This is a genomic window from Mesorhizobium sp. M0815, assembly GCF_040319995.1.
GTDB lineage: Bacteria > Pseudomonadota > Alphaproteobacteria > Rhizobiales > Rhizobiaceae > Mesorhizobium.
Genome location: NZ_JAMYOU010000001.1, coordinates 227,983 through 249,706, shown reverse-complemented (window position 1 = coordinate 249,706; position 21,724 = coordinate 227,983). Strand labels below are relative to the sequence as shown.

Genomic DNA, 21,724 nt, shown 5'->3' with positions numbered 1-21,724 from the left:
CTTGCTGGTCCTGCTATCAACCAATATGGGCTTTGTAAGCGGCTTCATCGAGGAGGCCGTCGAGCTGGCTCTCATTGGCCAGCTTCATCTTCCACAGCCAGCCGTCGCCGGTTGCCGCCGAATTGACGAGCGAAGGATCGGCCGACAGCGCGGTGTTGGCTTCGGTGATCTCGCCGTCGACCGGTGCGTAGACGTCCGATGCCGCCTTGACCGATTCGACCACCACGGCCGTATCGCCCTTGGCCAGCTTTTTCCCTGGCTCAGGCAGTTCGACGAAGACGAGGTCACCGAGCTGCTGCTGCGCGTAATCGGTGATGCCGACGGTGGCGATGCCGCCCTCGACGCGAAGCCATTCGTGATCTTCGGTGAAATAGGTCTTTGCCATTGAAATCATCCTTTGCGGTAGCGATGGGGCGTGAAGGGCAAGGGGTGGATGTCGACCGGGATTTTCGTCCCGCGGACATCGGCGAACAGTCTTGTGCCGGGCTTGGCAAGCGGCGTCCGGACGTAGCCCATTGCCACCGGATGACCGGCCGAGGGGCCGAAGCCGCCTGAGGTGACATGGCCGGCAGGGTTGCCGTCGGCGTCGAAAAGGGCAGCACCGGCGCGCACCGGCTGGCGGCCGTCCGGCTTCAGGCCGACGCGTTTTTGCGCCGGGCCGCGCTCCAGGATGGCGCGCAATGCATCGGCGCCGATGAACGCGCCAGAGGCGCGAACCTCCTTGGGGATGGCCCACATCAGCCCGGCGCTGGCCGGATCGATCTCCGGCGTGATGTCCAGCCCGTGCAGGCACAGTCCTGCTTCGAGCCGCAGGCTGTCGCGGGCGGCAAGGCCGATCCACATCACTCGCTCGTCCTCGAGCAACCTGGTGACGAGGGTTCGCGCGTCCGCTTCCGGCAGGCCGATCTCGAAACCGTCTTCGCCGGTATAGCCCGACCGGCTCATGAACCAGTTTTCGCGCGGCTCGATGCCGTGCATGAACACCAGCGAACCGGTCTCGATGCCGGCGCGGGAAAGGGCAGCCCATGCCTCGGGGCCCTGGATGGCCAGGAAGACGCGGTCGAGCGCGTCCACCTTCACGTCGAAATCCTCGGCAAGTTCACGCAGATGCTTTTCGTCGGCGGCGGCGTTGCCGGCATTGGCGACCATCATGAAGCGCTCGACGCCGAGCCTGGTGACGATCAGATCGTCGAGTATTCCGGCGGCCTCATTGAGGAAGAACGTGTATTTGGACTGGGAAACCTGAAGCGCGCCGGCATCGAACGGGCAGGCGCGGTTCAGAAGCGCTGCTGCGCCCGGGCCGCTGATTTCGAACAGCTTCATGTGCGAGATGTCGAACAGGCCGGCATGCTCGCGGCTGTGAAGATGCTCCTTCATCACGCCGGCCGGATAGGTCAGCGGCATCGACCAGCCGGCGAAGGCGCCGAAGCGCGCACCGGCTGCCATGTGCAGATCTTCGAGGGGAAGGTGTTTGGTGTCGTCGCCCGTCATGTCATCTCCAGAGTCGCACGCAAGCGGTCGCGAATGGCGACCAGTCCGTGCCCCTCTGTCTGAAGCCTGAGAGACTCGCGCCCCGTAACTCTGTCGGCAGCGCTTACACCTTCGGCGCGGGGGCAAGCCCCGACTTTCCAGAGTGTCTTTCCCGTCTACGGTTCTTTTGCCTGAGAGATTTCGGGCGATTTCCCCTTCGGCGGCAGCTCTCGCTGCTCTCTCCCGCAAACAGGTAGGACTCGGTTAAGAGCCCTCGACTCGTCATCCATAGCCCGTGGACGACACCTTGTCACCTGCCAGCGACATTTTTACTGGCAGTCTTCTGCGGGCCTTCTTTACAGGCAAGCCTTCGCTAACCACGCCGCTTGCCGGTTTCTCAAGACCTTGCTGATATGCCGGATAAGGGCCGGCAATTGCCGGCGGCGGGCGGGGAACAAAATGGGCGAATTGATCATGAGCGCGCCAGTGGCCGGGCTGACCTCGAAAAATCGGATCACGGCGGAAGACGTGGTCATGCTGCGCGGCGAAGTGTTCGGCGACGGCGTGGTAACGCGCGGCGAGGCCGAGGCGCTGTTTGCGCTCGACGCGACGGCGAGGGACAAATGCGCGGAATGGCTCGAGTTTTTCGTCGAGGCCGTCACCGACTTCATCGTCCACCAGGAACAGCCGGCCGGCTATGTTTCCCAGGACAATGCCGACTGGCTGATCCGGGCGATTTCGCGCGACGGCATGGTTGACAGCCGAACCGAACTCGAGTTGCTAGTGCACGTGCTGGAAGTTGCCAAATCATCGCCGAGCACGCTTTCCGGCTATGCGCTGGAGCAGGTCGCTCATGCGGTCGTGGATGGCAAGGGGCCGCTGACGACCGGCGGCAGGCTTATCCCTGGGTCGATAGCCAAGGCTGAGGTCGAGCTGTTGCGCCGCATCCTTTACGCCTATGGCGGCGATGGCAACATCGCCATCAGCCGCGCCGAGGCCGAGGTGCTGTTCAAGATCAACGAGCGGACAGTGGCGGGCGACAATGATCCGTCGTGGAACGATCTGTTCGTCAAGGCGATCGCCAATTTCGTCATGTGTTCGGCCGGCTACGAAGCGCCGGTGCGCGATGTGGCGCTGCGCCGGGATGCTTTTTTCGAGCAGGCCGATCCGGAGATCGGCGGTTTCTTCAGCCGCATGGTGTCGGGTGGCCTGTCCGGCATTATGGAGGCCTATCGTTCACCGGGCGACGTCGAGGCCGAATGGGAATCGAGGAACAACGCAGCCGAGGCTCTGGCCCGCCGCGCCGAGACGGTCGATGCCGGCGAGGCGAAATGGCTGGCTGAACACATCGGCGACCGGCCGCTGCAGGAGAACGAGCGTGCGTTGCTGACGCTGATCAAGCACGCCTCGCCGGAAATCCACCCGGCGCTCAAGCCGCTGATCGACAAGGTCGCATAACAGGTCGCCAACCTATTGCTTGGCAGGTTCCGGCTTGGCGCCGGTGTCGAACCGCGACATCCATTTGAAGCTGCCGAACCAGTAGCGGCGCACGCCGCCTATGGTGCCGTCAGCGGTACGCGCGCCGATCCAGTTGTTGACGTATTGGATGAGGCGGACATCGTCCGGCCGCATGGCAAACGCCTCCGGCGTCCGCAACAGCGGACCGCCCACCATTTTCAATTTCGCGTCATAGAGCCTGGCGGCCATTTGCGGCGTTGGCGATGTGGCGACCATCGCCTGTGCGTCGCCGCCGATGATCGCGGCGAAAACATCTGAGGTATTGTCGAAAGAAAGGATGGTCGCCTTAGGAAAAGCTTCCTTCGCGGCGGCTTCATCGGTGGAATTGGACAACACGGCGATCTTGTATGCCGGCGCCGCTACTGCCTTTCCCGGCCTTTTCCCAAGGCTGGCGATCGTCGCAACCATGCGGATATCGGCGGTACCGGTCTGGTTGGAGAACACCACCTCGCGTGCGCGTTCCGGCGTGCTGGCGTAGCCCGCCGCGATCATGTCGAAATCACCCTTGAGCAGTCGTGTCTTGAGGTCGTTCCAATGCACCTCGACCAGCTTCAGGTCGACGCCGAGATCAGACGCCAGCGCATTGGTCAGGTCGACATCATAGCCGGCGAACTTCCCGTCGGCCTTCTTGAGGATCCATGGCGGGTTGAGCGCCACGCCGACCGTCAGTGTCTTCTGGTCGATGATGCGCTTGAGGCTGTCATCCGCCCGGGCTGGCAGCAGCGACAAAGCCAACCAGGCAGAAAGGGCAAGTATAGTTGTGGCGATCATCTTAGCGCGCATTAATATAACCTCGCTGAGCCCGTCCGGTTGTCAGATTTACACAGAGGTGCCATTCTGTCGATAGCGGACCCTGATGGAGAGTTGCGATGTCGGCACGGATGGCGGTTAGCAGTTCGATGATGTTCCTGGTTTGCATCCTGGGCAACCCGGCGAAGCTTTCGTTGCTGCCGGCGGCAGCGCAGGCTGCGGGGGCAAACGCATGGTCTGCTCCAGCGCCGATTACCGCTATTCCTATTGCGGGATCGATACGCGACGTGGCGTGCAGTTGACCTCCAGGCTTTCGAAGGCGCGTTGCGTATATGGTAGAAGCTGGGGCTATGACGGCGGCGGCATCTGGGTCGACAATGGTTGCTCGGCCGAATTCGCAGTCGCCGGCCCCAACCGCAATCCCTCTGCTGGCGACGTCGCTGCAGCCATTATCGTCGGCGGCGTGGTAGGCGCCATTCTCGACGACGGCAATTCGCACCGCCATCATTCCGACAATTACTATCCGAAGCCGCGCCCGCGCCGTTACGACCAATCGATCGATCCGACGCCGCAATTCGACAATCAGGGCAATCCCAACTTCGATACCCACGGCAACTACCAAGGACCGCACGGGCTGGGGAAGCTTGTTACCCCTGACGACAATCCTGATCTGAATCCGGCCCTGCGCAGCGACGGCGACGACAGCGACGACGACAGTTAAATGAGGCTTAAGTCAGGTTTCGGTCAGATGCCGCCGTACCAGTCGTAGCCATTGTCCTCCCAATAGCCGCCTCTGCCGCCGCCGACATTGGCGAAGCCGTCGACCAGCTCGATCTTGGTGAGGTATTTCGGCATTTTGTAGCCGAGCTGGCGCTCGACGCGGACGCGCAGCGGCGCGCCGTTCTCGACCGGCAACGGCTTGCCGTTGAGGCCATAGGCAAGGATCGTTTGCGGATGACGGGCATCGATCAGGTCGATCGAGCCGTAATATTTGATATCGCCGGCAAGGCTGCGGTCGATCGTATCGAGGCAGTGGAACATGACGTAGCGCGCCTGCGGCTTGACCACCGCCTGGTCGAGCACCAGCGACAGCGGCGTGCCGGTCCATTTGGCAATGCAGCTCCAGCCTTCGACGCAGTCGTGGCGGGTGATCTGGGTGCGGCTCGGCATGTTCATCAGCTGCTCGCGGCTCAGCGACAGCGGTTTTTCGACGAGGCCGGAAACCTCCAGCCGCCAGTCGGCGAAATCGTTGGCGAGCAGGCCCTTGTAGAAATCGTCGTCGGGCGCGGTGACGCCGTTCGGCCGCTGCGGCTGGCGAATGTCGGCCTCGGTGAACTCCGGCGCCAGCGCGTCACGGCCGGCAAGCAGCCGCTGCGCCCGCCAGGTCAGGCCATTGGCGCTTTCGAGGAAGCTGCGCAGGCCGTCGCCGACGCCAAGCTGGCTGTCGAAGGCGTCGCAGCCCGAAAGCATGATGCCGGAAAGGCCGAGGCTGGCCGAGGTCAGGAATTTTCTTCGGCTTGTCTGTAGCTTGGGGCTGATCTCGAATTTCGCCATGTCAGGCGCTCCTCTCGGGTGCTTTGTCGCCATGCGCCGGCGGGTCGGTTCGGTACCAGCCGGTGATGATCGAACGCAGCTCGTTGATCGGGCCGGCGGCGAGGATCATCAGGATGTGGATGATGAAGAAGGCGACGAGCAGCAGCATCACCGTGAAATGAATGGTGCGCGCCGTCTGCCGGCCGCCGAGCAGGTCGTTCAGGAATGGCAGTACCGAGTTCATGCTCGGCGACATGGCCAGGCCGGTGACGATCATCAGCGGCAGCAGCACGAACAGCACGCCGCCATAAGCCATCTTCTGCAGCGTGTTGTATTCGCGCCTGTGGTGGAACCTGAACCTTGCGTGGTCGACAATGTCTCGCGGCAGCCGCCTGATATCATCGAGGCGCGGGGCAAGATCGCGCCGCAAATGGCCGTTGATCAGACTGGCGACCAGCCAGACCAGCAGCGTGGTGGTCAGCACCCAGGCGAAGAAGAAATGAACGACGCGCGCGGTGCCGAGATCGTAGTAGGAAGGGATCGTCGCCCAGGACGGGAAGGCGCGGGAGGTCTCCTGGCCGGCCGGACCCGACCAGCCGAGCACGCCGGTGGTATCGAAGCGCTTGCCGAAGATCTCGGTATAGCCGCGCGGGCCAGTCACCGTGTTCTCGGCGCCGATGGCGAAGATGGTGTTGTTGTAGCCAAAGCCCGACTCCTTGCCGATGTAGAGCTGTGGGCGGGCGTTAAATATTTGCAGACCGGAAAGCAGCATGAAGAACAGCGCGATCGCCCATAGCCAATGCGTCAGCCGCGTCCAGCGCGACTGCCGATAGATCAGCGTCGCATCGCTCGGCGCGGCGGTATCTGCTCCGGCGGCTTGGTTTCTGGCAAGCGATTCCATCTGTTGTTCCCTCCGGCCGCGTGTTCGCCGCGGCCTGTCAGATCTCTTCTCCTCCCAATACGTCGCCAGCTTAAGCGATGTTTCACCCGATCACGGATTTATTACGGACTGCCGAGGCTGACTGCGAGGTTGACCGCGGCTGCCACGATGACCGTGTTGAAGAAGAACGACAGGATCGAATGCACAAGCACGACACGCCGCATTTGCGAGGTCGTGATGTTGGTGTCGGCGGTTTGCGCCGTCATGCCGATCACTGTCGCAAAATAGAGGAAATCCGAGCCTTCCGGCCGTTTGCCGCCCGGGAAGTCGAGGCCGCCGACCGGAATTTTCTTTTTGGTGTCGCCATCCATCGCGTCGCCGTCCAACCAATAGAGATGTGCGTAGTGAAGTGCCGCCATCGCATGGATGGTCAACCAGCCAAGCGGGATAGACAACAACGCCACCGTAAGCTCGACGGGATCCGCGCTCTTCTCCCTGTTGATCAATTGAAACAACGAGATGATGGCAATTGCGACCACAACCAGCGTGACCGCGAAGATGGCCAGCACCGGCAGGTCCGTGTCGCCTGCATTCTTGCGCAGATAGCTGCCAGTAAGCCGCGGCATGTGAGCGACGACAAGACAGAGATAGGCGGCAAAGAACACATTGGCGCCGATCGAATAGGCAAGCGGCGCACGCCAGATCAGCGCTGCGGCGAAGGCTGCCACGCCGATGCAGGCCGACAGCGCGAACGGCGTGTGGCGTTGCATGGGCATCCTGGTGGGGGTACCGGTCGTCATGGTTTCAGTCCGCTGAGGCGGATTTCAGCGCCCGCCGCAAGATGCGGTCAAGCTCGCCGAGAAACCGCGAGCGATCCTGCGGCGCGAAGCTCGAATTGTAGCCCTTGCTTTCGCCGGTCTCCCGCAGGTGCTGCTTGAGGTCGCGCATCGCCACCGCCATGCCGATCGTCTCAGGCGTAAACGGGCGTCCCGTCGGGCCGAGTACATGGGCGCCAAGCGCCACCGCGCGGGCAGCAAGCGGGATGTCGGCGGTCACCACGATGTCGTTGGGCCGGGCACTTTCGACAATCCAGTCGTCGGCGGCGTCCGCACCCTTGGAGACGACGACATTGCGGATCATCGGATCGCGCGATGGACGCAAGCCGCCATTGGAGACGAAGGTGACGACGATGCCGTGCCGCTCGGCGACCTTTTCGACCTCGGCCTTCACTGGGCAGGCATCGGCATCGACGAGAATAGCGGGTGCGGGCATCGTTGTTCCAAATGTGAAAGAGCCGGGCGACGTCGCCCGGCTCGATCGATGATAGTCGAGCGGCTACTAGGCCGGCAACGCGCCGGATCTCTTTGCCGTCCAGGTGGCGATATAGTCCATCAAGCCAGGATTGAGGCAGTCATAAGGCTCGAGCCCGATCGACTTCAGCTGTGACCTTATACCCTCCATGCGGCTCGGATCGACACCGGATTCGATGATCGACGAGACAAAGGCGGTGAAGCCTGGAGGCGACCAGCCATCCTCCTGGAAGCGCTCCGGATGGATGAAGGAGAGCCCCTTGAACGCGTGATCGCGCTCGACCGGGCCATGCATGTGGACGCCGCAACCCGTGCAGGCATGGCGCAGGATCAGCGCGCCCGGATCGACCACCTTCAGCTTGTCGCCGTTTTCGGTCACCGTCACGTCGCCCGTACCGGCAACCGCCACGACCGAGAACAATGCGCCTTCCGGCTTCCAGCATTTGGTGCAGCCGCAGGCATGGTTATGGGCGATCTGGCCTTTGACCTTCACCTTGACCGGGTTGCTGGTGCAGGCGCAGACCAGCGTGCCGCCGGCAAAGTCGGCCTTTTCCCGGGGCAGTCCATTGTCGATCTTAGGATGCAGTTTTTCCGGCATTTTTGTTTCCTCCCTTGGTTCTATGCTGGTTCCGTTTCGATTACCGCTTCATTCTCCATACGGTGTGCTTGACGCGCTCAACCACCTTGAGCGCCTTGCTCAGATATGTATCACGCACCAGAAACGATATTTCTTCTCTGCCACGGTCGATATCATCGAGGTCGATGCGAATGCGGTTGCTATTCCTAAGCGCTACCCAAAGATGTTCGCCGAATTGCCAGCTCTGCATACTGAGCGACTCACTGAAATTCGGATATCGGATCCGAACCCGGATCAGTACCTCCTTCAATAGACTACCACGCTCCTGATCGACTTGCCTTCATGCATAAGGTCAAAGCCCCTGTTGATGTCCTCGAGCTTCAGCGTGTGGGTGATCATAGGATCGATCTCGATCTTGCCGTCCATGTACCAGTCGACGATCTTCGGCACGTCGGTGCGGCCGCGCGCGCCGCCGAAGGCGGTGCCCATCCAGGTGCGGCCGGTAACCAGTTGGAACGGCCGCGTCGAGATCTCCTGGCCGGCGCCGGCAACGCCGATGATGACCGACTTGCCCCAGCCACGGTGGGACGATTCAAGCGCCTGCCGCATGACTTTCGTATTGCCGGTGCAGTCGAACGTGTAGTCGGCGCCGCCGATCTGGTCGGCGCCGCGCTTGGTCATGTTAACGAGATGAGCCGCGATATCGCCGTCGACCTCCTTCGGATTGACGAAATGCGTCATGCCGAATTTCTCGCCCCAGGCCTTCTTGTCGTTGTTCAGGTCGACGCCGATGATCATGTCGGCGCCGGCAAGGCGCAGGCCCTGGATGACGTTGAGGCCAATGCCGCCGAGGCCGAAGACGACAGCGGTCGCGCCTTGCTCGACCTTGGCCGTGTTGATGACAGCGCCGATGCCGGTGGTGACGCCGCAGCCGATGTAGCAGATCTTGTCGAAGGGGGCGTCGGCATTGACCTTGGCCACCGCGATCTCCGGCAGCACGGTGAAATTGGAGAAAGTCGAGCAGCCCATATAGTGGAACAGCTTGTCCTTGCCGATCGAGAAGCGCGAGGTGCCATCAGGCATCAAGCCCTGTCCCTGCGTGGCGCGGATCGCGGTGCACAGATTGGTTTTGCGCGACAGGCAGGAGGGGCACTGCCGACATTCCGGCGTATAGAGCGGGATGACATGGTCGCCCTTCTTGACCGAGGTGACGCCCTTGCCGACGTCGACGACGATGCCGGCGCCCTCATGGCCGAGGATCGCCGGAAACAGGCCTTCCGGGTCGGCGCCCGACAGCGTGAACTCGTCGGTGTGGCAGATGCCGGTTGCCTTGATCTCGACCAGCACCTCGCCATCACTGGGACCGTCGAGGTCGACCTCCATGATCTCCAGCGGTTTTCCGGCGGCGACGGCGACAGCGGCGCGCGTTTTCATCAGGCAATCCTCCCATGGCAGTCTGCAATCCAGGTTAGATTTAACTTACCACTCAGCTCTGCGCTATGCACGAAGCGACGTTCTGATCCCGGATTTTCGTCAGAGCTCGCCGATTTGCATCCGGGATAGGCTCCGACTTTGCCTTGACCGGCCCCCTGAAGCCCATAAAACGGGAAGCCCAGAAAAGAAGGGCAGCCGAGGGACGAGGCCTGCATGTTCACAAAGATCCTGATCGCCAACCGTGGCGAGATCGCCTGCCGCGTGATCAAGACTGCGCGCAAGATGGGCATCGCCACCGTCGCGGTCTATTCCGACGCCGACCGCGACGCGGTGCATGTCGAAATGGCTGACGAGGCGGTGCATATCGGCCCTTCTCCCGCCGCGCAAAGCTATCTGGCCCCGGAAAAGATCATCGCAGCCTGCAAGGCGACAGGGGCCGAGGCCGTGCATCCCGGCTACGGTTTCCTGTCCGAGCGGGCATCCTTCTGCGAGGCGCTGGAGCAGGAAGGCATCGTCTTCATCGGCCCGAAGCCCAAGGCCATCAAGGCAATGGGCGACAAGATCGAATCGAAGAAGTTCGCCAACGCCGCCAAGGTTTCGACGGTGCCCGGCTGGCTCGGCGTCATCGACAACGCCGCCCATGCCGAAAAGATCGCCGGCGAAATTGGCTATCCCGTGATGATCAAGGCCTCGGCCGGCGGCGGCGGCAAGGGCATGCGCATCGCTTGGAGCAAGGCAGAGGTGCGCGACGGCTTCGACCGGGCGCGGTCGGAGGCCAAAAGCTCGTTCGGTGATGACCGCGTCTTCATCGAGAAGTTCATTGTCGATCCGCGCCATATCGAAATCCAGGTGCTCGCCGACGCCCATGGCAACACGCTCTATCTCGGCGAGCGCGAATGCTCGATCCAGCGCCGCAACCAGAAGGTCGTAGAAGAGGCGCCGTCGCCGTTCCTCGATGCCAAGACCCGCAAAGCCATGGGCGAGCAGTCGGTGGCGCTGGCCAAGGCGGTCGACTACCAGAGCGCCGGCACGGTCGAATTCATCGTCGATAGCGACAAGAACTTCTATTTCCTGGAAATGAACACGCGCTTGCAGGTCGAGCATCCGGTGACGGAACTGGTCACCGGGATCGACCTGGTCGAGCAGATGATCCGCGTGGCAGCCGGCGAAAAGCTCGCCATCAAGCAGGGCGACGTCAAGCTGAACGGCTGGGCGGTGGAAAGCCGCCTCTATGCCGAAGACCCATATCGCAACTTTCTGCCGTCGATTGGCCGGTTGACGAGATACCGGCCGCCGGACGAGGGGCAATTTGGCGAAATAGTCATCCGCAACGATACTGGCGTCACCGAAGGCTCGGAAATCTCGATGTTCTATGATCCGATGGTCGCCAAGCTGTGCACCTGGGCGCCGACACGGCTTGCGGCAATAGATGCGATGTCGGAAGCGCTGGACAGTTTCGTCGTCGACGGCATCGAGCACAACATACCGTTCCTGGCGGCGCTGATGCAGCATCCGCGCTGGCGGGAAGGGCTGATATCGACCGCTTTCATCGCCGAGGAATACCCAGACGGCTTCGCGCCCATCGTGCCAGACGCCGAGGAGAAAGCGGTGCTGGCCGCGATCGCCACCGCGGTCGAACTGCTGCGCCGCGACCGGCTCGACCGGCTGGGCGGGCGGCTGGCGCCGCATTCCGGCGCCTTGAAACGCGATTGGGCGGTGAAGATCGGCCGGGATTATCTTTCGGTCGCCATCGTCGAAGGCATGATTTCCATTCCGATGGAGCTCGACCTCACAATCGACGGCGACAAGGCACTGAGGGTGACCTCCGACTGGCGGCCGGGCGATCTCATCTGGCGCGGCACGGTCGGCGGCCGCAAAGTCGCGGCGCAGGTCAGGCCGGTGCTGAACGGGTTCCGCCTTGCCTGGAAAGGCATGTCTGTGACAGCCCGCGCCATGCTGCCGCGCACCGCCGAACTCGAAAGGCTGATGCCGGAAAAAGTGGCGCCGGACACGTCGAAGATGCTGCTCTGCCCGATGCCTGGCCTCGTCGTGTCGATTGCGGTTGCCGAGGGGCAGGAGGTCAAGGCCGGCGAGACGCTGGCGGTGGTCGAGGCGATGAAGATGGAAAACGTGCTGCGCGCCGAGCGCGATCTCATCGTATCGAAGCTCAACGCCAAGCCCGGCGACAGCCTTGCGGTCGATGCGGTGATCATGCAATTCGCGTGAGGCTGAAATCCGCCTCGGCGCCGGCCTGGGACGTTGGAGATTAGCGAAAGCCGAGGTGACGGCCAATCTCCCCCCTCGTGGGGGAGATGTCCGGCAGGACAGAGAGTGGCGCGAAGAAACGCGACCTGACAATTCGTTGGGCAACGAGGCTCGGGCGTGCGGAATTCGCTTTTTTGCCGCCGCAACGTATTTTGTTCTTGCTTTGTGCCGGCAGCTATGCTATTAATTTGGGTATCGTGCTAAATGGCTCCAACGACCCGCCCGCTGTGGCGGGTTTTTTGTTTTCAGGCCTGACGTCGGCGGGACAGCGCCCCTCTCTGTCCTGCCGGACATCTCCCCCACGAGGGGGGAGATTGGCAGGTTCGGCGGTTGCTCTAAACTCACAAAGCTCCAATCGCTTCCGCTGGACTCGTGTTACCCGGTGCCGGACAATACATCTTCATCGACTGAGTCCTTGTGAGGCGGCGCGAAAAAACCATGGCGGATGAGAGACTTCCACGCGATCCCTTGCTGCGCGAGGCCTATGCGAAGGCGTCGCGGGCGGAGCAGGCGGCGCGTCGGTTCATTCATCTGCGCGTGCATTCGGCCTATTCTCTGCTCGAAGGCGCCTTGCAGCTCGGCAAGATCGTCGGCCATGCGGTGCAGGACGAGTGCCCGGCAATAGCCGTCACCGATACCAACAATCTGTTCGGCGCGCTGGAATTCGCCCAGAAAGCCGGGAAGGACGGCATCCAGCCGATCATCGGCTGCCAGATCGACCTCGCCTTTTCCGGCGAGGCGAGCGACAGCCAGCGCGACCGCAGGCGGCAAGGACCGGAGATGCGGCCCGTCGTCCTGATCGCCGCAACCGAGGCCGGTTACAGCAATCTGGTCAGGCTGGTCAGCCGCGTCTACCTCGAGACACCGCCCGGGGAAGCGGTGCATCTGACGACCGAGATGCTGCAGGGCCACTCCGACGGTCTGATCTGCCTTACGGGCGGGCCGCGAGGCCCGATCGGCAATGCCTTGAAAGAGGACCGCCGCGAACTCGCCGAGACCCGGCTCCTGGCGCTCAAGGGCCTGTTCGGCGACCGGCTCTATGTCGAGCTGGAGCGCGTGTCCGGCTACGACCGCACGATCGAGCAGTCGTCGGTCGACCTCGCCTACCGCCACGATCTGCCGCTGGTTGCCACCAACGAGGCGTTTTTCTTTTCTCGTGAAGACTATGAGGCGCATGACGCGCTGATCGCCATCGCCGAAGGCTCCGTGGTTGCGGCCGACAATCGCCGCCGCCTTTCACCCGACCACTTCCTGCGAAGCCAGGCCGATATGGCGAGGCTGTTCGCCGACCTGCCGGAAGCAATCGACAACACCGTCGAGATCGCGCTGCGCTGCTCCTACTATCCGAAGACCCGCAACCCGATCCTGCCGCGCTTTGCCGGCCGCGATGTCGCCGACGCCGACGCAGCGGTTAAAGCGGAGGCGCAGGAGCTTGCCCGGCAGGCGCATGAAGGGCTGGACGCGCGGCTGGCGGCGCATGGGCTCACACCCGGCTACACGGCCGACCAGTATCGCGAGAGGCTGGATTTCGAGCTCGGGGTCATCGAGAAGATGAAATATCCCGGCTATTTCCTGATCGTTGCCGACTTCATCAAATGGGCCAAGGCGCAAGGCATTCCGGTCGGGCCGGGCCGCGGTTCGGGCGCCGGCTCGCTGGTTGCGTATTCGACGACTATCACCGACATCGATCCGCTGCGCTTTTCGCTGCTGTTCGAGCGCTTTCTCAATCCCGACCGCGTGTCGATGCCCGACTTCGACATCGACTTCTGCCAGGACAGGCGCGAGGAGGTCATCCGCTACGTCCAGCAGAAATACGGCCGCGACCAGGTCGGCCAGATCATCACCTTCGGCACGCTGCAGGCGCGCGCGGTGCTGCGCGACGTAGGCCGTGTGCTGCAGATGCCTTATGGTCAGGTCGATAAACTGAGCAAGATGGTGCCGTCGAACCCGGCCAATCCAGTCAAGCTCGCCGACGCCATCGCCAACGAGCCGCGCTTTGCCGAAGAGGCCGAGCGGGAGCCGATCGTGCAAACGCTGCTCGACACGGCGCAGAAACTGGAAGGTCTCTACCGCCACGCCTCGACGCACGCCGCCGGTATCGTCATCGGCGACCGGCCGCTGTGGGAACTGGTGCCGATGTACCGCGATCCGCGCTCGGACATGCCGGTCACACAGTTCAACATGAAGTATGTCGAGCAGGCCGGGCTGGTGAAATTCGACTTCCTTGGGCTGAAGACGCTGACCGTGCTGGACAGGGCGGTCAAGCTGATCCGCCGCCGCGGCATCGAGATCGATCTCGCCCACATTCCGCTCGACGACCCGGAAACCTACGCCATGCTGTCGCGCGGCGAGGTGGTCGGCGTGTTCCAAGTGGAAAGTGCCGGCATGCGCAAGGCGCTGATCGGCATGCGGCCCGACTGTATCGAGGACATCATCGCGCTGGTCGCGCTCTACCGGCCGGGGCCGATGGAGAACATCCCGACCTACAACGCCAGAAAGCACGGCGAGGAGGAGATGGCGTCGATCCACCCGAAGATCGACCATCTCGTCAAGGAGACGCAAGGCGTCATCGTCTACCAGGAACAGGTGATGCAGATCGCGCAGGAGCTTTCCGGCTATTCGCTAGGCGAAGCCGATCTGCTGCGCCGCGCCATGGGCAAGAAAATCCGCGCCGAGATGGACAAGCAGCGCGAGCGCTTTGTTTCCGGTGCGGTCGAGCGCGGCGTCGGCAAGCCGCAAGCCGACTTCATCTTCGACCTGCTGGCAAAGTTTGCCGACTACGGTTTCAACAAATCGCATGCGGCCGCTTATGCCGTCGTCTCCTACCAGACCGCTTATCTGAAGGCGCATGACCCGGTCGAATTCCTGGCCGCATCGATGACGCTCGACATGGGCAATACGGACAAGCTCGCCGATTTCCGCCAGGATGCGCTGCGTCTCGGCATCGAAGTGGTGGCGCCATCGGTGATGACGTCGTTCCGGGATTTCGAGGTCGGCGAGAACCGCATCTTCTATTCGCTGGCCGCGCTCAAGGGCGTCGGCGACGCGGCGGTCGAGCACATCGTCGCCACGCGCGGCGAAAAACCGTTCAAGAGCCTCGCCGATTTCTGCGAAAGGGTCGATCCGAAGATCGTCGGCAAGCGCGTCTTCGAAAGCCTGATTATGGCCGGCGCGCTCGACTGCTTCGGCCTCGACCGCGCGGCGATGATGGCCGGCGTCGAGCGGATGATGGGGCTGGCATCGCTGGCGCAGCAGAATGCCGTCACCGGCCAGCATGACATTTTTGGCGCCTCGCTTGGCGCACAGTCGCAGGCACTCAACCTGCCGGCGACCGACCCCTGGCTCGCCGCCGACCGCCTGCACCGCGAATTCCAGGTGGTTGGATTCTATCTCTCGGCGCATCCGCTCGACGAATACAAGGCGGCGCTGCAGAAAATACGGGTGCAGACCTGGGGCGAGTTTTCGGCCGCCGTCAAACGCGGTGCTGCCGCCGGCCGGCTCGCCGGTACCGTCACCACCAAGCAGGAACGCAAGACGCGCACCGGCAACAAGATGGGCGTCGTGCAGTTTTCCGACACGTCGGGCCAGTATGAAGCGGTGCTGTTTTCGGAGGGGCTGGCACAATACCGCGACCTGCTCGAACCCGGCCGCTCGGTGGTGATCACCGTTTCGGCCGAGGACAGGCCGGAAGGCGTCAATCTGCGCATCCAGACCGTGCAGTCGCTGGAGGACGAGGCAAGCCGCATCCAGAAAGCGCTGCGCATCTTCGTCAGAAATGACGCACCGGCATCGACAATCCAATCGCAACTTGGGCAGCGTGGCGACAGTCAGGTGAGCATCATCGTCATCAAGGAAGGCGGCGAGGGCGAGGTCGAGATTGAGTTGCCCAACCGCTACCGCGTCTCGCCGCAGATCGCGTCGGCGATGCGCGCTGTGCCAGGCGTGGTGGAAGTGGAGCTGGTGTAGCCGGCTGCCCGGCTGGCAACACTGGACGGCTGGTGGCCCAAACGTTATCGCAGTCGCCATGAATGCAATAGACAAGAGTGGAGCGCAGGATTCTTCAGCCTTGGCGCGGCTCCGCGACATGCTGCGCAAGCTATATCACGGGCGCACAGCGGCGGCGTTCCGGTTTCAGCTTGCGGCTGTTGTCATCGACCTCGCCATCATTGCCTTTTTTATTGCCACGCCGGTGATCCAGAAGTCGTCCTCGTTCCTCTGGCTGGACTACTCCGTGGCAGCACTCGTCGCCGCCGACATGATTGCCCGGCTGCTTGCCTCCAACGACATGCTGCGCCTGATGAGACAGCCGGCGTCGTGGATCGATGCCTTCATCCTGCTGACTCTGCTGATGCCTACGGCGCTGGCCAATCTCGGTTTTTTGCGCATCCTGCGGCTGTGGTCGCTGTCGCGTAGCGGCGCGCTGTGGCGATTTCTCGAGATGCGCGGCTTCAGGCGATGGCGCGAGGCGAGCCGCGCGGTCATCAATTTCCTGACGTTCCTCTTTGTCATCACCGGCTTCGTCTACACCTTCTTCTTCCGCACCGTGGGCGGTCTCGAAGGCTATGTCGATGCGCTGTATTTCACCGTCGCCACAGTTACCACGACCGGTTTCGGTGACATCGTCCTGCCCGGCGTGGCCGGCAAGCTCACCGCGATCGCCACCATGATCATCGGCATATCGCTGTTCGTCAGGCTTGCGCAGGCGCTCTTCCGTCCCACCAAGGTGTTCTTTCCTTGCCCGCAATGCGGGCTGCAGCGGCACGAGCCTGACGCCGTCCATTGCAAGGCCTGTGGGCACGTTCTGAACATACCCGACGATGGCGATTGAATTGCAGGGCTACGATGCTGCCACCTCAGCCGGTTTGGCGGCTTTTTTCTGCAGATTGAGCAGATTGCCGAGCAGGATCAGCAGGGCGCCGCCGGCGGTGAAGGCGTCGATCTGCTCGTGATAAAGCAGCCATCCGATCACCGCCGACAGCGGTACGCGCAAAAAGTCCATTGGCGAGATGACCGTCGCATCGGCATAGACAAGTGCGCGGGCCATGCAGAAATGCGACGACATGCCGGTAAACGCGATCAGCAGGATCCACGGCCAGAGCTCGAGCGGCGGGTTGCGCCATTCGTACAGCGCCGGGACGAGGCCAAGCACCGACTGGATGATCAGCATCCAGAAGATGATGCGCACGACGCTGTCCGTCCGAGTCAGCGACTTGACGAGGACCACCGAGACGCCGAAGCAGACCGCGGCTCCCAGCACGATAACCTGCCCCGGATTGACCGCGCCGACGCCCGGACGCACGATGATCACCACGCCGATCAGCCCCAGCACGATTGCCGCAAGCCGTGGCCGGGAGAGCCTTTCGCCGAGGAAAACGACCGCCAGCAGGGCGGTCCAGATCGGCGTGGTGAATTCGATCGAGATCAGCACCGCAAGCGGGATCAGCGTCAGGGCGTAAAGCCAGGCAGCCTGGCCGGTATAGTGGACGACGTTGCGGGCGATATGGGCCAGCGGACGCCCGGTGCGCATCGCCGCAAAACCGCCTGACATCATGACCAGCGGCAGCAGGATGAAAAAGCCGATCACCGAGCGCAGCTCGAGCACCTGGAAGACGTTGAGCTCTGCCGTCGTGGCCCGGCCGGCGACCGACATCGCCAGGAACGAGGCGATCGACAGCGCCATCCAGAACGCGGCCTTGGGGATCGAGGGTGCGGGTACCATGCGCGCTATGTCGCAAGCCGGCGCTTTCATCGCAACCGCTAGCCGACGCATTTGACTGGGCCAGCCGTGAAGCGTTGCAAACAGTGATGTTGAAGCCGGAACCCGCCGCTGAGGGAAGCGTTGGTCCCTCAGTGTTTGCGTGCTGTGTTTGGATACCAACGAGGAGCGGTCCGATGAAATCACTCGCACGATTTGTACTTGCCGGCTGCCTGGCGGCCGGGGCCGGCGCAGCGCATGCCGACGATCCGGATTTTCTTCGCTCATTCCAGGGGAATTTCGCCGGCAAGGGCATCGTCAAGGTCACCACCGATGCGCCGACGGTGAATGTCTCCTGTCACTTCAATTCCGACGCGACGTCGAACTCATTGTCGCTCGACGGCAGCTGCCGCGGTCTTATCTTGGTGACGCGCGACATCAGCGCGGACCTCAGGTCCAGCGGGACGAAATACAGCGGCACCTATGTCGGATCGCGCACCGGGCCGGCGCAATTGAGCGGCAGCCGAAAAGGCAACGCAATCAATCTCGGCATCCGCTGGGCCAAGGAGGTCAATGGCGATCGCAAGGCGCAAATGACGGTCGAGAAGAATGGCGAGGACGGCATGCGGCTGACCGTTATCGACGTCGACCCGAAAACCGGCGAGCGCGTGATTACCAGCCGGATCGATCTGCGGCGCACTTAGCACTATCACTCCTCGATCGGTTCGGGCGGGTGCGCATCACGGCCCTTGCCGAAGGTATAGCCGGTTTCCACCGCCCTGCGGCCGAACTTGCCGCGCAGCGTGTCGATGGCGCCTTCGGCCATGGCGCGCTTGCGTGACTTGACGTCGACCAGGTCGGGCGGGTCCGCCCGGTCATCGTCGGAGAGATCGCTGACGCCAATGCCGAGCAGCCGGTATTTCGTGCCATCCGCTTCCTTGCGTAGCAGCTCGAGCCCGGTCTGAAAGATGCGGTCGGCCAGCCGGGTCGGATCGCCGAGCTGGCGATTGCGCGTGCGGATCTTGAAATCCTGGGTCTTCAGCTTGAGGACGACGGTGCGTCCGGCAATGCCGGATTTTTTCAGCCGGGCCGAGACTTTCTCCGCCAGCGCCCTCAGCACCGAAACCAGTTCCTCGACGGAGGCGATGTCGGTGTCGAAAGTGGTTTCCGCCGAGACGCTTTTCGCGTCCTGGTCGGGAACGACGCGGCGGTCGTCCTCGCCGCGCGAAAGCCGGTAGAGCCGGTCGCCCATGACGCCATAGCGGCGCATCAGGTCGCCGCGTTCCATGCGCTGCAGCTGGCCGATGGTGCGGATGCCGTCGCGCTCGAGCGTGGCGGCAAAGGCCTTGCCGACGCCCCAGATCAGCGTCACCGGCTGCTCGGCCAGGAAGCCGATAGCCTCGGCCTCGCCGATCACCGAAAAGCCGCGCGGCTTGCGGAAGTCCGAGGCCACCTTGGCCAGGAACTTGCAATAGGACAGGCCTGCCGAAACGGTGATGCCGATCTCCTTTTCGACGCTGAGAGCGAAGCGCGCCAGCACCACCGCAGGCGGCAGGCCATGCAGGCGCTCGGTGCCGGCGAGGTCGAGGAAGGCCTCATCGATCGAGAGCGGCTCGACCAGCGGCGTCAGCGCCTGCATCATGGCGCGCACCTCGCGGCCGACGCGGACGTATTTTTCCATGTCCGGCGGGAGGACCACCGCGTCCGGGCAGGCTTCGAGCGCCTTGAACATCGGCATTGCCGAGCGCACGCCATGGATGCGGGCGATATAGCAGGCGGTGGAGACGACGCCGCGCTTGCCGCCGCCGATGATCAACGGCCGGTCCTTCAATGCCGGGTTGTCGCGCTTTTCGACCGCCGCGTAGAACGCGTCGCAATCGATATGGGCAAGGCGCAGCCGGTAAAGCTCGGGATGGCGCGCAAGCCGCGGACTGCCGCAGCGCTCGCAACGGCGTGCCTCGCTGCGCTGAAAATTCAGGCAGTCGCGGCAAAAACCGTGTTCGGGATTGTTGACAGGGGCCGCCATCGCTGCGAACATAAAGAGAACAAATGCAATGGTACGTCAGGACGGACGCCACGACAAGGTGGGCCGGGAGAGAACTCATGAATACGACCATAGCGCCGCTAGTGCCCGAGCTTTGGGCGGATTTCGAAGATCTTTTCGGTAAGCAAGGCGCCTGCTACGGCTGCTGGTGCACACATTTCCGGCTGTCGCCGGCAGCGCGCCGCGCGAGCGACCGGGAGCGCAACAAGGATCATATCAAGGCCCGGATCGAGGCCGGGCCGCCGCCCGGCCTGCTGGCCTTCGAGGGTGGTCAGGCGGTCGGCTGGATGCAGATCGGCCCGCGCGCCGACGTGCCCGAATGGAACAACCAGGGCAGGGGGTCGGCGCCGCTCGACCCCGCCGATGCCACCGATCCCGGCGTCTGGGCGATCTCCTGCTTTTTCATCCGCGCCAGGGCACGCGGCAGGGGCCTGTCGCACCGCCTGGTCACAGGCGGCATCGACTTCGCACGGGAAAATGGTGCCCGGCTGATCGAGGCCTGCCCGATCGATCTATCGAAGGATTCGCGCTCGATCGGGCTGTTCGTCGGCTCGTCGCGGGTCTTCGAAAAGGCCGGGTTCCAGCGATTGGTCGAGCGCAAGCCGGGCCGGCCGCTGGTACGGCTGGTGCTTTAGGCAATGCCGCGGGCGACATCGATCCGTCCGGCTCGCCTTGCGGTTGTGATGGTAATTCCCTACCAGTGATAGAAACGGTTTGACGGCCGCGAATAAGTGAGGATCGACATGAAGCGCGTTTTGCCACTTGTTTTACTGCTTGCCTGCAGCGGACCGGCCTTCGGCCAAGCGGTCGACAGGCAAGGGGCGAAGCAGCTTTCCGACGATCTGGCGCGCTATATCGGAAAGAAGCTGTTCGATATCGGGTTCGTGAAAATTTCAGTCGACGGCGATGCCTACAAGCTCGCATTCGACTTCAAGCCAGTCACGGATTTGATGGCAAAGCCGCAAGCCTTCAAGTTCGACATCACGCCTTACTTCATCTTGGTCAAGCCGCGCAAAGATGGACACTGGGACGTTTCGGCGGACGTGTCCCCGAAGGGGTCTATCGATTTCGTTGGCCCTGAGGGGGCGCAGCACATCGACCTCTCCGTGTCGGACAACAAGTTCACCGGAGTTTATGACCCCGACCTGGCCGCTTTCGCGAGCGCAACCGGTTCGATGGCTGGCATGACGATGACCACCCGAGAGCCCAAGCAGCAGGCGGATGTCACGGTCGGTCCTGGCACTGCCGTAATAGTTTCGACCAAATCCGCAAACGGCGGCGTCGATTTCACGGTGACGGAAAAAATAACGAACTTCGCCGAAACGATCAAAGTCAACGATCCCAAAAGTGGGTTGAGTTTTCCGGCTGCTGTAAAAGCGCCTGAACTTTCTGTGGATGCGGCCGGCAAGGGTTTGCGGACAAAGCCGCTGCTCGACCTGCTTGCTTTCATCGTGGCGACTGATGATGCAGCCAAATTCAAGGCGGATGGGGCGGAGTTCAAATCGCTTCTGACGGCAGCACTGCCGTTGTGGGAGCGGATCGACGGCACCTACGGCTTCAAGGACCTTGTGGTGGAGAGTCCGGTCGGCAAGTTCGGTGCGACGCAACTGAATACCGCTGTCGGCATGGACGGCATCGCCAAGGAAGGCAAGATCAACTACGCGTTCAAGGTTTCCGGCCTGACAATACCGCAGCAGGTGCTGCCCAGCTGGAGCGTTGCGTTGCTGCCGACGGATATCGACCTCAACTTCGGCGGCGCCAACATCGATCTGGACAGCATGGCGAAGAAAACCATCGAAACCCTTGATTTCAGCAAGGATCCACCGCTGCCGGCAGATTTCGGCAACCAGATCTCCGCCGATTTCCTGGCCAAGACGCCAAAGGCCATTCTCGGACACAGCACGATCAAGAACGGCAACATCGAGATTGCGATGGAAGGCGAGATGACCTTCCCCGGCAAGAAGCCGCGTGCGGACGTGACAATCGACATCACCGGCTACGACAAGATCGTGGAGACCTTGCAGACGGCGGCGAAGACGGACCCGCAGGCCGCGCAGTATTTTACCGGCGCGCTGGCGATCAAAGGGTTTGGCAAGACGCTGCCGGACGGCCGGCTTGAATGGGTGATCAACACCAAAGCCGACGGTTCGGTGACGGTCAACGGCGCCATGCTGAAGCCGGCCGACCCCGTTGGGACGGACAACAGTGGGGAAGAGGCAACGCCATAAAGCACCAGCAGTGGCCCATC

Annotated in this window: 20 protein-coding genes and 1 riboswitch; of the genes, 8 read left to right on the top strand and 12 right to left on the bottom strand. The window is 62.6% G+C overall.

Annotated features, from left to right (window positions below):
* Positions 1-16 precede the first annotated feature (16 nt).
* Both gcvH and gcvT read right to left on the bottom strand, forming a co-directional pair.
* The gene (gcvH, locus tag NKI01_RS01180; RefSeq protein ID WP_352482176.1) at positions 17-385 is read right to left on the bottom strand and encodes a glycine cleavage system protein GcvH; all 369 of its coding nucleotides are present in this window, start codon (positions 383-385) and stop codon (positions 17-19) included.
* A gap of 5 nt (positions 386-390) precedes the next feature.
* Positions 391-1,491: a glycine cleavage system aminomethyltransferase GcvT gene (gene gcvT, locus NKI01_RS01175; RefSeq protein ID WP_352495367.1), complete on the bottom strand. Its 1,101-nt coding sequence runs from the start codon at positions 1,489-1,491 to the stop codon at positions 391-393.
* Between the two features lie 148 nt (positions 1,492-1,639).
* A riboswitch (glycine riboswitch) is annotated at positions 1,640-1,726 on the bottom strand.
* A 203-nt stretch (positions 1,727-1,929) separates the two neighbouring features.
* On the opposite strand from gcvT, the gene NKI01_RS01170 reads away from it, so the two are divergent.
* Positions 1,930-2,928, top strand: coding sequence for a hypothetical protein (locus NKI01_RS01170; protein ID WP_352547341.1), 999 nt, complete (start codon positions 1,930-1,932; stop codon positions 2,926-2,928).
* Positions 2,929-2,940: 12 nt separating this feature from the next.
* Here NKI01_RS01170 and NKI01_RS01165 read toward each other — a convergent pair whose 3' ends face one another.
* Positions 2,941-3,759 carry a transporter substrate-binding domain-containing protein gene (locus tag NKI01_RS01165; RefSeq protein ID WP_352961594.1) on the bottom strand — a complete coding sequence of 273 codons (819 nt, stop codon included), beginning with the start codon at positions 3,757-3,759 and terminating at the stop codon, positions 2,941-2,943.
* A 211-nt stretch (positions 3,760-3,970) separates the two neighbouring features.
* Here NKI01_RS01165 and NKI01_RS01160 point away from each other — a divergent pair, with 211 nt between their 5' ends.
* Complete coding sequence (locus NKI01_RS01160; protein ID WP_352961592.1) at positions 3,971-4,459, top strand: DUF3011 domain-containing protein; 489 nt, start codon at positions 3,971-3,973, stop codon at positions 4,457-4,459.
* Between the two features lie 23 nt (positions 4,460-4,482).
* Here NKI01_RS01160 and NKI01_RS01155 read toward each other — a convergent pair whose 3' ends face one another.
* The 7 genes from NKI01_RS01155 to NKI01_RS01125 form a co-directional block, all read right to left on the bottom strand.
* Complete coding sequence (locus NKI01_RS01155; RefSeq protein ID WP_352844199.1) at positions 4,483-5,292, bottom strand: molybdopterin-binding protein; 810 nt, start codon at positions 5,290-5,292, stop codon at positions 4,483-4,485.
* 1 nt (position 5,293) lies between these two features.
* Positions 5,294-6,172, bottom strand: a complete 879-nt coding sequence (locus NKI01_RS01150; RefSeq protein ID WP_352961590.1) for a cytochrome b/b6 domain-containing protein — start codon at positions 6,170-6,172, stop codon at positions 5,294-5,296.
* 101 nt (positions 6,173-6,273) lie between these two features.
* The gene (locus NKI01_RS01145; RefSeq protein ID WP_352482182.1) at positions 6,274-6,951 is read right to left on the bottom strand and encodes a DUF1345 domain-containing protein; all 678 of its coding nucleotides are present in this window, start codon (positions 6,949-6,951) and stop codon (positions 6,274-6,276) included.
* Positions 6,952-6,955: 4 nt separating this feature from the next.
* Entirely contained in the window at positions 6,956-7,423 is a 468-nt protein-coding gene (locus NKI01_RS01140) for a YaiI/YqxD family protein (RefSeq protein WP_352961588.1), read from the bottom strand.
* A 66-nt stretch (positions 7,424-7,489) separates the two neighbouring features.
* The gene (gene gfa, locus NKI01_RS01135) at positions 7,490-8,059 is read right to left on the bottom strand and encodes an S-(hydroxymethyl)glutathione synthase (protein WP_352792021.1); all 570 of its coding nucleotides are present in this window, start codon (positions 8,057-8,059) and stop codon (positions 7,490-7,492) included.
* Between the two features lie 40 nt (positions 8,060-8,099).
* Positions 8,100-8,348 (bottom strand): hypothetical protein, encoded by a 249-nt coding sequence (locus NKI01_RS01130; RefSeq protein ID WP_352961585.1) that lies wholly within the window; start codon positions 8,346-8,348, stop codon positions 8,100-8,102.
* Positions 8,345-9,472: an S-(hydroxymethyl)glutathione dehydrogenase/class III alcohol dehydrogenase gene (locus NKI01_RS01125; protein WP_352961583.1), complete on the bottom strand. Its 1,128-nt coding sequence runs from the start codon at positions 9,470-9,472 to the stop codon at positions 8,345-8,347. Before NKI01_RS01125 ends, NKI01_RS01130 begins: the two co-directional genes overlap by 4 nt.
* A gap of 213 nt (positions 9,473-9,685) precedes the next feature.
* Here NKI01_RS01125 and NKI01_RS01120 point away from each other — a divergent pair, with 213 nt between their 5' ends.
* The 3 genes from NKI01_RS01120 to NKI01_RS01110 all read left to right on the top strand — a co-directional run bounded on the left by NKI01_RS01120 (position 9,686) and on the right by NKI01_RS01110 (position 16,565).
* Positions 9,686-11,698: an acetyl-CoA carboxylase biotin carboxylase subunit gene (locus NKI01_RS01120; protein WP_352961581.1), complete on the top strand. Its 2,013-nt coding sequence runs from the start codon at positions 9,686-9,688 to the stop codon at positions 11,696-11,698.
* Positions 11,699-12,175: 477 nt separating this feature from the next.
* A complete protein-coding gene (gene dnaE, locus NKI01_RS01115; RefSeq protein ID WP_352961578.1) occupies positions 12,176-15,703 on the top strand; it encodes a DNA polymerase III subunit alpha in 3,528 nt (1,175 codons plus the stop codon).
* A gap of 58 nt (positions 15,704-15,761) precedes the next feature.
* Entirely contained in the window at positions 15,762-16,565 is an 804-nt protein-coding gene (locus NKI01_RS01110; protein ID WP_352482189.1) for an ion channel, read from the top strand.
* A gap of 9 nt (positions 16,566-16,574) precedes the next feature.
* On the opposite strand, the gene NKI01_RS01105 is transcribed toward NKI01_RS01110, so the two are convergent.
* Positions 16,575-17,456, bottom strand: coding sequence for a DMT family transporter (locus NKI01_RS01105; RefSeq protein WP_352547349.1), 882 nt, complete (start codon positions 17,454-17,456; stop codon positions 16,575-16,577).
* Between the two features lie 173 nt (positions 17,457-17,629).
* Between NKI01_RS01105 and NKI01_RS01100 the strand changes: the two genes are divergently transcribed.
* Complete coding sequence (locus NKI01_RS01100; RefSeq protein ID WP_023720119.1) at positions 17,630-18,136, top strand: hypothetical protein; 507 nt, start codon at positions 17,630-17,632, stop codon at positions 18,134-18,136.
* A 5-nt stretch (positions 18,137-18,141) separates the two neighbouring features.
* On the opposite strand, the gene NKI01_RS01095 is transcribed toward NKI01_RS01100, so the two are convergent.
* Positions 18,142-19,470 carry a DNA polymerase IV gene (locus tag NKI01_RS01095; RefSeq protein ID WP_023720118.1) on the bottom strand — a complete coding sequence of 443 codons (1,329 nt, stop codon included), beginning with the start codon at positions 19,468-19,470 and terminating at the stop codon, positions 18,142-18,144.
* Between the two features lie 65 nt (positions 19,471-19,535).
* Between NKI01_RS01095 and NKI01_RS01090 the strand changes: the two genes are divergently transcribed.
* A complete protein-coding gene (locus NKI01_RS01090) occupies positions 19,536-20,111 on the top strand; it encodes a GNAT family N-acetyltransferase (RefSeq protein ID WP_023720117.1) in 576 nt (191 codons plus the stop codon).
* A gap of 363 nt (positions 20,112-20,474) precedes the next feature.
* Positions 20,475-21,704: a hypothetical protein gene (locus tag NKI01_RS01085; protein ID WP_352961576.1), complete on the top strand. Its 1,230-nt coding sequence runs from the start codon at positions 20,475-20,477 to the stop codon at positions 21,702-21,704.
* The last annotated feature ends 20 nt before the right edge of the window (positions 21,705-21,724 follow it).

Excerpts from the sequence above, each read along its gene's own strand:
- gcvH (WP_352482176.1), bottom strand. The coding sequence starts at position 385 with ATGGCAAAGACCTATTTCACCGAAGATCACGAATGGCTTCGCGTCGAG.
- gcvT (WP_352495367.1), bottom strand. The coding sequence starts at position 1,491 with ATGACGGGCGACGACACCAAACACCTTCCCCTCGAAGATCTGCACATG.
- NKI01_RS01170 (WP_352547341.1), top strand. The coding sequence starts at position 1,930 with ATGGGCGAATTGATCATGAGCGCGCCAGTGGCCGGGCTGACCTCGAAA.
- NKI01_RS01165 (WP_352961594.1), bottom strand. The coding sequence starts at position 3,759 with ATGATCGCCACAACTATACTTGCCCTTTCTGCCTGGTTGGCTTTGTCG.
- NKI01_RS01160 (WP_352961592.1), top strand. The coding sequence starts at position 3,971 with ATGGTCTGCTCCAGCGCCGATTACCGCTATTCCTATTGCGGGATCGAT.
- NKI01_RS01155 (WP_352844199.1), bottom strand. The coding sequence starts at position 5,292 with ATGGCGAAATTCGAGATCAGCCCCAAGCTACAGACAAGCCGAAGAAAA.
- NKI01_RS01150 (WP_352961590.1), bottom strand. The coding sequence starts at position 6,172 with ATGGAATCGCTTGCCAGAAACCAAGCCGCCGGAGCAGATACCGCCGCG.
- NKI01_RS01145 (WP_352482182.1), bottom strand. The coding sequence starts at position 6,951 with ATGACGACCGGTACCCCCACCAGGATGCCCATGCAACGCCACACGCCG.
- NKI01_RS01140 (WP_352961588.1), bottom strand. The coding sequence starts at position 7,423 with ATGCCCGCACCCGCTATTCTCGTCGATGCCGATGCCTGCCCAGTGAAG.
- gfa (WP_352792021.1), bottom strand. The coding sequence starts at position 8,059 with ATGCCGGAAAAACTGCATCCTAAGATCGACAATGGACTGCCCCGGGAA.
- NKI01_RS01125 (WP_352961583.1), bottom strand. The coding sequence starts at position 9,472 with ATGAAAACGCGCGCCGCTGTCGCCGTCGCCGCCGGAAAACCGCTGGAG.
- NKI01_RS01120 (WP_352961581.1), top strand. The coding sequence starts at position 9,686 with ATGTTCACAAAGATCCTGATCGCCAACCGTGGCGAGATCGCCTGCCGC.
- dnaE (WP_352961578.1), top strand. The coding sequence starts at position 12,176 with ATGGCGGATGAGAGACTTCCACGCGATCCCTTGCTGCGCGAGGCCTAT.
- NKI01_RS01110 (WP_352482189.1), top strand. The coding sequence starts at position 15,762 with ATGAATGCAATAGACAAGAGTGGAGCGCAGGATTCTTCAGCCTTGGCG.
- NKI01_RS01105 (WP_352547349.1), bottom strand. The coding sequence starts at position 17,456 with ATGGTACCCGCACCCTCGATCCCCAAGGCCGCGTTCTGGATGGCGCTG.
- NKI01_RS01100 (WP_023720119.1), top strand. The coding sequence starts at position 17,630 with ATGAAATCACTCGCACGATTTGTACTTGCCGGCTGCCTGGCGGCCGGG.
- NKI01_RS01095 (WP_023720118.1), bottom strand. The coding sequence starts at position 19,470 with ATGTTCGCAGCGATGGCGGCCCCTGTCAACAATCCCGAACACGGTTTT.
- NKI01_RS01090 (WP_023720117.1), top strand. The coding sequence starts at position 19,536 with ATGAATACGACCATAGCGCCGCTAGTGCCCGAGCTTTGGGCGGATTTC.